Source organism: Streptomyces sp. NPDC007896 (assembly GCF_042959425.1).
Classification (GTDB): domain Bacteria; phylum Actinomycetota; class Actinomycetes; order Streptomycetales; family Streptomycetaceae; genus Streptomyces.
Genome location: NZ_JBIBKX010000016.1, coordinates 85,540 through 98,066, shown reverse-complemented (window position 1 = coordinate 98,066; position 12,527 = coordinate 85,540). Strand labels below are relative to the sequence as shown.

Annotated in this window: 10 protein-coding genes and 1 tRNA gene; 5 read left to right on the top strand and 6 right to left on the bottom strand. The window is 70.5% G+C overall.

Annotation, left to right across the window (positions count from 1 at the left end; translation table 11 throughout):
* Positions 1-16 precede the first annotated feature (16 nt).
* Complete coding sequence (locus tag ACFZDJ_RS40310) at positions 17-1,318, top strand: class I SAM-dependent methyltransferase (protein WP_391066593.1); 1,302 nt, start codon at positions 17-19, stop codon at positions 1,316-1,318.
* Positions 1,319-1,424: 106 nt separating this feature from the next.
* Here the strand turns inward: ACFZDJ_RS40310 and ACFZDJ_RS40305 are convergent, their stop codons facing one another.
* Both ACFZDJ_RS40305 and ACFZDJ_RS40300 read right to left on the bottom strand, forming a co-directional pair.
* Positions 1,425-3,953, bottom strand: coding sequence for an FtsX-like permease family protein (locus ACFZDJ_RS40305; RefSeq protein WP_391066589.1), 2,529 nt, complete (start codon positions 3,951-3,953; stop codon positions 1,425-1,427).
* A 335-nt stretch (positions 3,954-4,288) separates the two neighbouring features.
* Positions 4,289-5,059, bottom strand: a complete 771-nt coding sequence (locus ACFZDJ_RS40300) for an ABC transporter ATP-binding protein (RefSeq protein WP_054237271.1) — start codon at positions 5,057-5,059, stop codon at positions 4,289-4,291.
* A 415-nt stretch (positions 5,060-5,474) separates the two neighbouring features.
* Here ACFZDJ_RS40300 and ACFZDJ_RS40295 point away from each other — a divergent pair.
* From ACFZDJ_RS40295 to ACFZDJ_RS40285, 3 genes are all read left to right on the top strand, one after another.
* Positions 5,475-5,557: transfer RNA gene (locus ACFZDJ_RS40295), tRNA-Leu, on the top strand.
* 204 nt (positions 5,558-5,761) lie between these two features.
* The gene (locus ACFZDJ_RS40290) at positions 5,762-6,937 is read left to right on the top strand and encodes a 4-hydroxybenzoate 3-monooxygenase (protein ID WP_391066586.1); all 1,176 of its coding nucleotides are present in this window, start codon (positions 5,762-5,764) and stop codon (positions 6,935-6,937) included.
* Positions 6,938-7,135: 198 nt separating this feature from the next.
* Positions 7,136-8,014: a Bax inhibitor-1/YccA family protein gene (locus ACFZDJ_RS40285; protein WP_390930101.1), complete on the top strand. Its 879-nt coding sequence runs from the start codon at positions 7,136-7,138 to the stop codon at positions 8,012-8,014.
* Positions 8,015-8,119: 105 nt separating this feature from the next.
* Here the strand turns inward: ACFZDJ_RS40285 and ACFZDJ_RS40280 are convergent, their stop codons facing one another.
* Positions 8,120-8,350: a DUF4287 domain-containing protein gene (locus tag ACFZDJ_RS40280; RefSeq protein WP_054237274.1), complete on the bottom strand. Its 231-nt coding sequence runs from the start codon at positions 8,348-8,350 to the stop codon at positions 8,120-8,122.
* 103 nt (positions 8,351-8,453) lie between these two features.
* Between ACFZDJ_RS40280 and ACFZDJ_RS40275 the strand changes: the two genes are divergently transcribed.
* Positions 8,454-8,765, top strand: a complete 312-nt coding sequence (locus ACFZDJ_RS40275) for a hypothetical protein (RefSeq protein WP_168509055.1) — start codon at positions 8,454-8,456, stop codon at positions 8,763-8,765.
* Between the two features lie 93 nt (positions 8,766-8,858).
* Here the strand turns inward: ACFZDJ_RS40275 and ACFZDJ_RS40270 are convergent, their stop codons facing one another.
* The 3 genes from ACFZDJ_RS40270 to ACFZDJ_RS40260 all read right to left on the bottom strand — a co-directional run bounded on the left by ACFZDJ_RS40270 (position 8,859) and on the right by ACFZDJ_RS40260 (position 12,522).
* Positions 8,859-9,644, bottom strand: coding sequence for a hypothetical protein (locus ACFZDJ_RS40270; protein ID WP_391066583.1), 786 nt, complete (start codon positions 9,642-9,644; stop codon positions 8,859-8,861).
* 285 nt (positions 9,645-9,929) lie between these two features.
* Positions 9,930-11,150: an acetyl-CoA C-acetyltransferase gene (locus ACFZDJ_RS40265; RefSeq protein ID WP_168509053.1), complete on the bottom strand. Its 1,221-nt coding sequence runs from the start codon at positions 11,148-11,150 to the stop codon at positions 9,930-9,932.
* A 346-nt stretch (positions 11,151-11,496) separates the two neighbouring features.
* Positions 11,497-12,522 (bottom strand): SGNH/GDSL hydrolase family protein, encoded by a 1,026-nt coding sequence (locus tag ACFZDJ_RS40260; RefSeq protein ID WP_211118724.1) that lies wholly within the window; start codon positions 12,520-12,522, stop codon positions 11,497-11,499.
* Positions 12,523-12,527 lie beyond the last annotated feature (5 nt).

Sequence of the window (12,527 nt, the reverse complement as noted above, 5' to 3'; positions counted from 1 at the left end):
CTCGGAGGTGTACGCCATGCAGGACGCCGCGCCGCGGCTGAAGAGCCTTGTCGAACAGTTGGTGGGGGCCCCGCTCCCGATCCGCATCCGCGCCTGGGACGGCTCGGAGGCGGGCCCTCCCGGCGCACCCGCCGTTGTCGTACGCAACCGGCGCGCCCTGCGCCGGCTGCTGTGGAAACCGGGTGAGGTGGGGCTCGCCCGGGCCTGGGTCGCGGGGGACCTGGGAGTGGAGGGCGACCTCTACACCGCGCTCGGCCTGCTGTCGGGGCTCGTCTGGGACCGGGGCGAGGACGCGCGAGGCGTCGCGCAGGCCCTGCGCGATCCGGAGGTGCGGGCCGCCGTCCGCGGACTGGTGAAGATGGGCGGCCTCCCGTTGCCGCCCAGCCCGCCCCAGGAAGAGGTGCGCAGGCGCCGCGGCCACCTCCACACCAAGCGCAGCGACCAGCGCGCCATCAGCCACCACTACGACGTGGGCAACGACTTCTACGAGATCGTCCTCGGGCCCTCGATGGTCTACTCGTGCGCCTACTGGGAGGACGGCGGCATCCTCGAGGACGCCCAGCGCGACAAGCTGGAACTCATCTCGCAGAAGCTCGATCTGAGGCCGGGTCGGCGGCTCCTCGACGTCGGCTGCGGCTGGGGCTCGATGGCGATCCACGCCGCCCGCGAGCACGGCGTGAGCGTCGTCGGGGTCACGCTCTCGCACGAGCAGGCCGCGTACGCCCGTAAGCGCGTCGCGGACGAGGGACTGACCGACCGGGTGGAGATCCGGGTGCAGGACTACCGGGACGTCGCCGACGGGCCGTACGACGCGATCTCCTCCATCGGCATGGCCGAACACGTGGGCGCCGAGCGCTACCTGGAGTACGCCGAGGTGCTGTACCGCCTCCTCAAGCCGGGCGGACGGTTGCTCAACCACCAGATCGCACGGCCGCCCCGGCGGGACGAATCGGCGTACGACGTCGACGAGTTCATCGACGCGTACGTCTTCCCGGACGGCGAGCTCGCGCCCATCGGCACGACCGTCACCCAGCTGGAACGCGCCGGGTTCGAGGTCCGCGACGTCGAGTCGATCCGCGAGCACTACGCCCTCACACTCCGCCGCTGGGTCGGCAACCTGGAGGCGCAGTGGGCGCGGGCCGTGGCGCTCACCAGTCCGGGCCGCGCCCGTGTCTGGCGTCTCTACATGGCGGCCTCCGCGGTCGCCTTCGAGCGCAACCGCATCGGCGTCAACCAGGTACTGGCGGTCAGGACCCCCGAGCCCTCCGGCGCCTCCGGAATGCCCCTGCGGGCCAGAACCTGGAACCCCGCCCACTGAACATCGCCGGTCGGCATCGACCGCTGACGCGGTCCGCCCGTGCGACGGCCGGGGCCCCGTTCCGATCCGGAACGGGGCCCCGACGTTCGTGACCGGTCCTGCGCCGCTACTCCGACTTGATCGCCGACAGCATGTTCAGGCGGGACGCCCGGCGGGCCGGCCACAGCGCGGCCAGCACGCCGACCGTCCCCGCGAGGAGCAGGAAGAGAGCCATCCGGCCCCAGGGCAGGACCAGCTCGTACGTCGACATGCTGCTGCCGACGAGCTCGCCGGCCGCCCAGCCGAAGAACACGCCCAGGCCGATGCCGAGCACGCCGCCGAAGAGCGAGATGACCAGGGACTCCAGGCGGACCATCCGCTTGATGCCCTTGCGGTCGAGGCCGATCGCGCGGAGCATCCCGATCTCCTGGGAGCGCTCGAAGACCGACATGGCCAGGGTGTTGATGACACCGAGGACGGCGACGATGACCGCCATGGCGAGCAGGCCGTACAGCATGTTCAGGATCAGGGTGAACATCTGCGCGATGCCGTTGGAGATGTCCTTCTTGTCCTGGACCTGGACGGCCGGGTTGTCGCCGAGGGCCTTCTCCAGCTTGTTCTTGGTCGCGTCGGACGTGCCGCCGGCCGTCTTCACCATGACCTGCATGTCGGCGACGTCCGTCAGGTGCGGGGAGAGCGTCGCGTTGTCGACCATGATGCCGTTGATCATCATGTTGCCGTGGTAGATCCCGGCGACGGTGAGGCGCTGCTTCTTGCCGTCCTCGTAGGAGACCGCGAGCTCCGAACCGGCCTTCCATCCGTGCGACTTGGCGGTGTCGTCGTCCACGACGACCTGGGTGCCGCCGACCTTGAAGGCGCCCTCGTCGAGCGTGAGGTCGGTGAGCTTGGCGATGGACTCGCCGTTGACGCCCGCCAGCAACTCGGACGTGCCGTCGATGCGCGAGGGGGAGGTGCGCAGGGGGCTGGTGTCGGTGACACCGTCGAGGCCGGCGAGGGTCTTCGCGACCTGCGGGGAGAGGGGGACGCCGTTCGCCATCCGCACGACGTAGTCTGCCTTGATCGCGGAGCTGGCCATCTTGTCGATCGACTTCTGCAGGCTGCCCGCCATCACCGTCATACCGGTGATCAGGGTGAGCCCGATCATCAGGGCGGAGGCGGTGGCGGCCGTACGGCGCGGGTTGCGCACCGAGTTCTGGCGGGCCAGCTTTCCGGAGACCCCGAAGACACGGAGCACCGGGGCCGCGGCCGCGATCAGGGGGCGGGAGAGCAGCGGGGTCAGCACGAAGACGCCGATGATGAGGAGGACCGCGCCGAGACCCATCGGGGCCTGGCCGTCCGAGCCGCTCATGGTCGTCGCGTACAGGACGACGGCGATGCCGGCCGCGGCGAACAGGGCGCCGATCGTGTTCCGTACGACCAGGGACTTCGTCGACGCCTGCGCGTGCACGCTGCTCATCGCGGCGACCGGCGGGATCTTCGCGGCGCGGCGGCCGGGCAGCCAGGCGGCCAGCATGGTGATGATGATGCCGACGAGCAGGGCCGTGGCGATCGTGCCGGGCGAGATCACCAGTGGGCCGTCCGGGACGGTGGCGCCGAGCGAGCCCATCAGCGAGCGCATGCCCGCGCCGATGCCGATGCCCGCGAGCAGACCCGCCACCGCGGCGACCGCGCCGACGACGAAGGCCTCGACGAGCACGGAGCGGGTGACCTGGCGGCGGGAGGCGCCGACGGCGCGCAGCAGGGCCAGTTCCTTGGTGCGCTGGGCGACCAGCATGGTGAAGGTGTTGGCGATGATGAACGTACCGACGAACAGCGCGATGCCCGCGAAGACCAGCAGGCCCGTCTTCATGCCGCTCATCGCGGAGGCGATCGCGCTCGCCTGGTCGTCGGCGAGTTGCTTGCCGGTGGTGGTGGAGGCGACGCCCTTGGGGATGACCTGGTCGAGGGCGGCGCGCAGGGCGGTCTGGCTGGTGCCGGACGCGGCCTTCACGTCGATCTCGTCGTACTCGCCGACGCGGTGGAAGAGTTGCTGCGCGGTCGCCGTGTCGAAGAGGGCGAGGCTGCCGCCGGCCGCGACGTTGCCGTCGTCGGTGGTGAAGACTCCGGCGACGGTGGGCTTGAGGACGGGGCCGTCGACGGACAGCCGTACGGTGTCGCCGACCTTGTAGCCCGCGCGCCTGGCGGTCTGCGAGTCGATCGCGACCTCGTTCTTGCCCTTCGGTGCGTGGCCGCTGGTCAGCGGGTAGCGGGCGTCCTTGGTGCCCCAGTAGTTGCCACCCTGCGACTGGAAGCCGCTGCCGACGAGTTTGCCGTCCTTGTCGGCTATCGCGGTGAAGCCGGTCACGACGCCCACGGTGGTTCCGGCGCCGGGGGCCTTGGAGGCCTTCTCGAGCAGTGCCTGCGTGAGCTTCTGCTCCTTGCCGACCTTGTCGCCCTTGTCGTCCTGGGTCTTGGGCTGGATGGCGACGTCGACCTGGTCGAAGCCCTTGGCGGAGCTCTTCTGGTAGGCGTCGGAGATGGTGTTGGTGAAGACCAGGGTGCCCGATACGAACGCCACGCCGAGCATTACGGCGAGCACGGTCATCAGGAGCCTGGCCTTGTGCGCGAGCACGTTGCGCAAGGCGGTTCGGAACATGGGGTTTCTCAGTCCAGAGGGAGAGGCGGTCGGCAGGTGGACGGTGTGGCTGTGTCTGCGGTGAGTTCTCTCGCCCCCGCCGCCCTTACCCGTCCCATCACCAGGGCTCCGCCCCGGACCCCGGGGGGCTTTCGGCTGCGGGCCGGTGGGGGCTGGGCGCGCAGTTCCCCGCGCCCCTGAAGGGGGCGCTGCGCGCATCTTTCAGCCCGTCCGGCGTTTGAGGACGAGGCCGTTCAGGCCGAAGGGGGGTCTGGGGGCGCTGCCCCCGGCGGGGTGGAAGGGGCGGAGCCCCTGGGATGGGACGGGTAGGGGCGGTGGGGGCGAGTTGCCCTCGGTCAGCTGGTGCGGCCCTTGGCGTCGAACTGCTTCATGCGGTCCAGGACGGAGTCCGCCGTCGGCCCGTACACCTCGTCCACGATCCGTCCGTCCGCGAGGAAGACCACCCGGTCCGCGTAGGCCGCCGCGACCGGGTCGTGGGTCACCATCACCACGGTCTGTCCCAACTCCCGTACCGAGTTGCGCAGGAAGCCCAACACCTCCGCACCCGAGCGCGAGTCGAGGTTTCCGGTCGGCTCGTCGCCGAAGATGATGTCGGGCCGGGAGGCGAGCGCGCGGGCGACGGCGACGCGTTGCTGCTGGCCGCCGGAGAGCTGAGAGGGCCGGTGGCTGAGGCGGTCGGAGAGACCGATCATCGTGATGACCTTGTCCAGCCACTCGCGGTCGGGCTTGCGGCCCGCGATGTCCATCGGGAGGGTGATGTTCTCCAGGGCCGTCAGCGTCGGCAGCAGGTTGAACGCCTGGAAGATGAAGCCGATCTTGTCCCGGCGGAGCTTGGTGAGCTGCTTGTCCTTGAGCGAGCCGAGCTCGGTCTCCCCGATGCGCACGGAGCCGGAGGAGAAGGTGTCGAGGCCCGCCACGCAGTGCATCAGCGTGGACTTGCCGGAGCCCGAGGGGCCCATGATCGCGGTGAACTCGGCCTGCCGGAAGTCGACGGAGACCCGGTCGAGGGCGACCACCTGGGTCTCGCCCTGTCCGTAGACCTTCGACAGTTCCGTGGCGCGGGCGGCCACGGTGGTGGCCCGGTCGGCGAGGGGCGTGCTGGTCACGGGAGGGTGCTCCTGTCGGGACGACGGCGTTTTTCGGGGACGTGTCCCATCCTCGCGGCCGTTTTGCGTCTTGGAGTCAGCCGCTGTTCCGGTTCAGGGGGGAGCCTCGGGTCGGACCGCGGACGGGTCTTGTCATACCTGGGGATGAGGGCGCGCCCTGAGTGCTCCCCGAGTGCTTCCTGAGCGCCGGCCGGGTACGACTCCTGTGGATGCGCCCGTTCGGACGGTGAAATTCCGTCATTCCGTATACGCGGGTCTGTGCCGCCCGAAAGGCTATTGGCAAGTGCGGATGGCCCGTACCGGGGGCTGATGCACCCTCAGACCTCAATAAAATAAGACAACATCGGTTCGCTCGTCCGTTGTTCGAGGGATGCGTCCCGATAGGCTCGGAACCTCGATGCGGAGCCCATGGCCTGCCCGGATGGTGGAATGCAGACACGGCGAGCTTAAACCTCGCTGCCCCTCGCGGGCGTACCGGTTCAAGTCCGGTTCCGGGCACCTCCGACCCTTCTGTCCTTTTGCGTCCCTCAGGGGCGTCTTCGGTGACTTCATCGTGAACCGTTGACAGCAAGCGCATGCCGTCGCAGACTCCCGTCAGTAAATGGTGAAGTAATTTTCACCAGGCGAACAGGTGCTGGACGAGCAAGCGCTGGGCGAACAAGCCGCGCTGCGGGTTGAGCGGAACGCGAAGGGGCGTGCCGGATGCGTACCACCGTCGGAATCATCGGAGCCGGGCCGGCCGGCCTGCTGCTGGCGCGGTTGCTGCACAACGCGGGGATCGACTCCGTAGTGCTGGAGAGCCGCGACCGGGCGTACGTCGAGCAGCGCCAGCGCGCCGGGATCCTGGAGCAGGGGACGGTGGACGTGCTGCGGGCCGCCGGGGCCGGCGGGCGGATGGACCGGGAGGGGCTGCGGCACGACGGGATCGAGCTGCGGTTCGCGCGGGAGCGGCACCGGGTCGACTTCCCCGCCCTGACCGGCGGCAGCTCCGTGATGGTGTACGCCCAGACGGAGGTCTGCAAGGACCTCATCGCGCTCCAGCTCAAGGAGGGCGGCCCGCTGCTCTTCGAGGCCGAGGCGCTGGCGGTGGAGGGGGTGCAGAGCGAGCGGCCGCGGGTCCGCTTCCGGCACGAGGGGCGCGAGGACGTGTTGGAGTGCGATTACGTCGTTGGCTGCGACGGCTTCTGGGGGGTGGCCCGGCAGGCGATACCCGCCGAGCACTCCCGTGTGTTCGAACGGACGTACCCCTTCGGCTGGCTCGGGATCCTCGCCGACGTGCCGCCCTCCCACGACGAACTGGTCTACGCCCGCCACGACCGCGGCTTCGCCCTGCTCAGCATGCGCTCGCCCGCGGTCTCCCGGCTCTACCTCCAGGTGCCCGAGGGCACGGACGCCGGTTCGTGGGCGGACGAGGAGATCTGGGACGAGCTGGAGCGGCGCCTCGAGACCGCCGACGGGTGGAGTCTGGAGCGCGGGGCCATCACCTCCAAGTCCGTCACCCCGATGCGCAGTTACGTCCACGAGCCCATGCGGCACGGGCGGCTTTTCCTCGCCGGGGACGCCGCCCACATCGTTCCGCCGACCGGCGCCAAGGGACTCAACCTCGCCGTCGGTGACGTGGTGACGTTCGCCCGCGCGTTGGTCCACCTGGAGGAGACCGGATCGGCGGAACGTCTCGACGCGTACTCCGAGACCTGTCTGCGCCGCGTCTGGCAGGCCGAGCGGTTCTCGTACGACATGACCATCCTGCTGCACCGCGCCCCGGACGCGACCCCCTTCGAGGACCGCGTCCAGCTGGCCCGGCTGCGCCGGATCGCCGCCTCGCGGGCGGCCGAGGCGGACCTGGCGGAGGGTTACACCGGGTTTCCTCTGGATTGATCGCCGCAGAGTCCCGAGACCCCGCCAGGCTAGGGCGTAAGGGGCCTGTCACGGCTTGGTACCAGTGCGCGCGGGCCGGGAGACACACGCGTACCTTGGCAGCGTGAGGGAAAGATCCTCCCCAAGCAGTAGGGTCAATCCTTTGCCTACCCATTACCCTTGAGCCAAGGCCACGCACGGTGGCCATGGAGGAGTGAGATGAGGAGCAGCAACCCGGTCTTCTCGCGACGGGGGTTCAGCCGCGACAACGGCTACGCGGGATTCAACGCGGCGCCGCAGGCCGGGGGACCCGCTGTCGGCACGCAGGCCAATCCGTACGCGCAGGGTGGCAACCCCTACGCGCAGAACCCTTACGCCCAGCAGGACCTGCAGCACGGCGCACCGCCGCAGGCCCCGGTCTCCACCGGCCGGATGACGATGGACGACGTCGTCATGCGCTCGGCCATGACGCTCGGCACCGTCACCGTGGGCGCGATCCTCGCCTGGGCGCTGCTTCCGGTGTCCAGCACCAGTTACGGGCTGGCCATCGGCGCCGCGCTCGTCGCGTTCGTCCTCGCGATGGTGCAGTCCTTCAAGCGCACGGCCTCGCCCGCGCTGATCCTCGGTTACGCCGCCTTCGAGGGCGTCTTCCTCGGGGTCATCAGCGAGATGTACAACAGCCGGTGGAGCGGCGCGCCCTTCCAGGCCGTGCTCGGCACCATGGCGGTCTCCGGAGCGACCCTCCTCGTCTACAAGGCGGGCTGGGTCCGTGTGACCGCGCGGTACGCACGCATCGGTATGACCATCGCGATCGCCTTCGTGGTCGTCACGGCGGTCAACCTGCTGCTCGTCGTCTTCGGCGTCGCGAGCGACGGCGGACTGCGCAGCATGGGCCCGCTGGGCGCGATCGTCGGCATCCTGGCGATCCTGATCGGCGCGTTCTTCCTGACCCTCGACTTCAAGCAGATCGAGGACGGCATCGCGTACGGCGCGCCGAAGGAGGAGGCCTGGCTGGCCGCGTTCGGCCTGACCATGACCCTCGTGTGGATCTACGTCGAGATGCTGCGGCTGGTCGCCATCTTCAGCGGCGACGACTAGCCGAGCCCATCGGCCGAACGGGCCGGTGACCGACCTGAAGGGCCCGCGAACCGACGGTTCGCGGGCCCTTTGCCATGGGGGATGCCTGGTCCTGGTGGTGCGCGCTCAGAGCAGTTTGCGCGCGGCCCTCCTCAAGTCGTACTCATGAATGATCGCCTTGGCGTGGCCGTACGCGAGGTTGTGCTCGGCGCGGAGCCAACTGACCTTCTCCTCGAAGCGGAAGAGGGCGGGGCCTTCGTCGACGGTGCGCAGCCAGTCGGAGACTTCACGACCGGTGCAGTGGGGAATGCGGGCGAGCAGATTGCGGTGGGTCTCCTGGGAGAACACTTGGGACATCGGCGCCTCCGGACGCAATGGGGTGTAAGCCGGTCCTTCACGCCACGGTGCCTGAGGGTTCGGTTGTTGGCAACAGTCCCGTCGCGGCGCGTAGTCTCGCGGCGTGCTTGATACGACGCCGCTGACCCGAGCCGTGGACCACTTCGCCGACCGGTTGCGGGCCGCCCCGCAGAGTCGCCTGCAACGGGGGGCCGCCGCGGAGGCGCTGGGGCTGGCCAGGGAGTTGGCGCGGTGGGCGCAGCGTGTGGAGGACCCCGCGGCGGAGCCTTTCGAGATGCCGGACGCGGGGATGTTCGCCGTCGCCGATCAAATCACCGTCGCGGCGCATGATCTGGCGGTCGTCCTGAGGGACGAGAAGGAGCTGGCGGAGGCGGTGGTGCTGGTGGAGGAGGCGCAGAAGAGAGCCGGGGTGTGACGCCGGACAGGGACCTGCAGTGACCTTGCGGGGACCTGCCTACAGGGATCTGCCTACAGGGACCCACAGGGGCTACGGGGACCCACAGGGGACTTACAGAGACGCTATGACCCTGTCCGCCAAGATGTAGATGTTCTCCTCGCCGCAGGCGAAGGTCAGGGCGTAGGCGCCGGAGATGCCGGAGCCGCCGAGGAGGACCGGGGTTTCACCGGCGCGCAGGGCAGCGGCCAGCCGTTCCGCGGTTTCGCGGTGGCCGGGGGTCATGCACAGGGTCGTACCGTCGGCGAAGACGTAGACGTCGAGGGTGCCGAGCGGGCCGGGGCGGACGTCCGCCAGCTCCGTGCGGGACTCGGCGAGCTCCTCCAGGCAGGACACCGTGCGCTCGTGGTCGTTCACGACGGGTGACTGGACCGGGACGAAGTCCGGGTGCGAGGGGTGACGGCGGCGGGCCGCGGCCAGTTCGGGCGAGTCACCCGCGTACTCGTCGGCGTCGAGGCCCGCCTCGGTGACCGGCTCCAGGGGCTCCAGGCTCACGAAGTCCGACTCGCGGGGCATGAACAGTTCGCTGTCGGGCAGACCGAGCAGCGAGGGCGCGTCCGAGGCGTCACGCGCCTCCTGGGCGGCCCAGAACGCCCGCGCCTCGGCGAGCTCCCGCTCCCGCTCCTCGGCGAGTGCCTCGGTGACGGCAGCGCGTATCTCGTCCGTGTCCGCGGCCGAGCGCGCCGCCGGTACGAGGCCGTGCGCGGCGGTCGTGGCGCGGCTCTCGGCCAGCTCGTTGTGCAGGGCCGCGATCTGCCGGCGCAGACCCTGCAGGGTGCGCAGAACGGCGACGCCCACGACCGCGGTCGCGGCGGTGGTGAGCAGCAAAGCAATCGGCATGGCGCTCACTGACGTACTCCCGGTTCAAAGTCGACCCCCCGACTTCCTACATCAGCTTGAAGGGCGGACCATCCTGCTGTCAGTGCGTAACGTCACGAATAGGACAGGACTTTGGCCCTCAGGTTTAGGCGCGCAGCGGCTCTGACCTGCGTAAATAGCTCTCCGAGGGGAGATAGGTCACATCTTGGGGGGGATTGGATCACAAATCGGCCCAGAGTCCCGGTGGTTACCGGGCTCTGGGCCGATTCGGTCACGCTGGGCTCGGCGGTGGTTACCCGTACGGAACTAGCTGAGGCGCTCGATGACCATCGCCATGCCCTGGCCGCCGCCCACGCACATCGTCTCCAGGCCGAACTGCTTGTCGTGGAACTGGAGGGAGTTGATGAGCGTGCCGGTGATGCGGGCGCCGGTCATGCCGAAGGGGTGGCCGACGGCGATGGCGCCGCCGTTCACGTTCAGCTTCTCCAGCGGGATGTTCAGGTCGCGGTAGGAGGGGATCACCTGGGCGGCGAAGGCCTCGTTGATCTCGAAGAGGTCGATGTCGTCGACGGTCAGGCCGGCGCGCTGGAGGGCCTGCTTGCTGGCCTCCACCGGGCCGAGGCCCATGATCTCGGGGGAGAGACCGGTGACGCCGGTCGACACGATGCGGGCGAGCGGGGTGAGGCCGAGCTCGCGGGCCTTCGTGTCGGACATGATCACGAGGGCGGCGGCGCCGTCGTTGAGGGGGCAGCAGTTGGCGGCCGTGACCATGCCGTCGGGGCGGAAGACGGGCTTGAGGCCCTGCACGCCCTCCAGCGTCACGCCCGCGCGCGGGCCGTCGTCCTTGCTGACGACCGTGCCGTCGGGGGTGGTGACCGGGGTGATCTCACGCTCCCAGAAGCCGTTCTTGATGGCTTCCTCGGCGAGGTTCTGGGAGCGGACGCCGAACTCGTCCATGTCCTGGCGGGTGACGCCCTTGATACGAGCGAGGTTCTCGGCGGTCTGGCCCATCGCGATGTAGGCGTCCGGGACGAGGCCGTCCTCGCGCGGGTCGTGCCAGGTCGAGCCCTCGGACTGGGCCACGGCCTCGGTGCGGGCCTCGGCCTCCGCGAAGAAGGGGTTGTGTGTGTCGGGGAGGGAGTCGGAGTTGCCCTTGGTGAAGCGGGAGACCAGCTCGACGCCGGCCGAGATGAAGACGTCGCCCTCGCCGGCCTTGATGGCGTGCAGGGCCATGCGGCTCGTCTGGAGGGACGAGGAACAGTAACGGGTGATGGTGCAGCCCGGGAGGTGGTCCATGCCCATCTGCACGGCGACGATGCGGCCGAGGTTGTTGCCCTGCTCGCCGCCGGGGAGGCCGCAGCCGAGCATCAGGTCGTCGATGTCCTTGGGGTCCAGCTCGGGGACCTTGGCGAGGGCGGCCTGAATGATCGTGGCGGTGAGGTCGTCCGGGCGGAGGTCCTTGAGGGAGCCCTTGAAAGCGCGGCCGATGGGGGAACGGGCGGTCGAGACGATCACGGCTTCGGGCATCACGGCTCCATGGGCGCTATGGGGTGGACGGGCGGGGCTGCTTGGGAAGTTACCCGCCCGTACCGCCCGGGTCACCGCTCCGGCGGTGTGACTAGGACCGCATTTCTAAGCGCTTGCTTTCCTCGCTCTGGCCGCGCGAGACGTTCAGGCGCGCGAGAACCCGGGGCGCAGCCCCGTCTCAGGGGCGCGGGGAACTGCGCGCCAAGCCCCCACCGGCCGGCAGCCGAAGAGTGTCGGCCGGGCGGGGAATCGGGGCGACGCCCCGCCCTGGGGGGCGCGGGGAACCGCGCGACCAGCCCCCACGCGCCCGCGGCGGCAGGACGCACCCCCGACGGCGCCCGGTGTCTCACGCGGACGGGGTCGGCGCGGGAGCCGGGTCCGTGGCGGGGACGCGCCGGCGCCGACGGCGCTTGAGGAGGGCCCACGGGCCCCGCGGCCCCGTGGGCATGGCAGCCGTGACCTCCGTGCCCGGCTCGGACGCCGCCTCCGCCGCGGCCCGCGCGACCGGCAGGAAGCCCTCGCGACGGGAGACGTCCGGGCGTTCCTCCTCGGCCGGCCAGAGGCCCAGCGCCGCGCAGACGGTGGGCAGGACGGCCATCGCCGCCGTCGCGTACCCCTCCGCCGAGGGGTGGTAGTTGTCGGGGCCGAACAGCTCGCGCGGATTCGCCTCGAACTCGGGGCCCAGCAGGTCGCCCAGCGAGACGGTACGGCCGCCCTGCTCGACCGCGCCGATCGTCTGCGCGGCGGCGAGCTGGCGCGAGGCGCGGCGGGCCAGCCAGCGCAGCGGCTGCTGGACCTGCTCGACCGTGCCCAGGTCGGGGCAGGTCCCGACGACGACCTCCGCCCCCGCCGTACGCAGCCGTCGCACCGCGGCCGACAGATGGCGGACCGACCGTGTCGGCGGCATCCGGTGGGTGACATCGTTGGCGCCGATCATGATCACGCAGACGTCCGGCACCCGCGAGGTGTCCGCGAGGGCGACCGCGACCTGCCGGTCGAGGTCGTCGGACTGGGCGCCGGGCAGCGCGACGTTGCGCATCTCGACGGGGCGTTCGGCGACCGCGGCGAGCCCGGACGCCAGCAGCGCGCCGGGCGTCTGGCGGGCCCGGTGCACGCCCTGCCCGGCCGCCGTCGAGTCACCCAGCATGGTCAGCCGCAGCGGCGGCCCGTCCTGCACGGCGTACGCGTACCCGTAGAGACCGTCGGCGCGGGGCGCGTGCGCGTGCCCGTTGCCCACATGGCGCTTCGCCAGCTGCACCTCGGCCAGCACCACCCCGACCGCCGCGGCACCGACCAGCCCGATCCCGCCGCCGCCGTACGCCGCGCCCGCCGCGATCCGCCGTGCCACCCTCGCCCTCGACAAGCTCGACATACGTC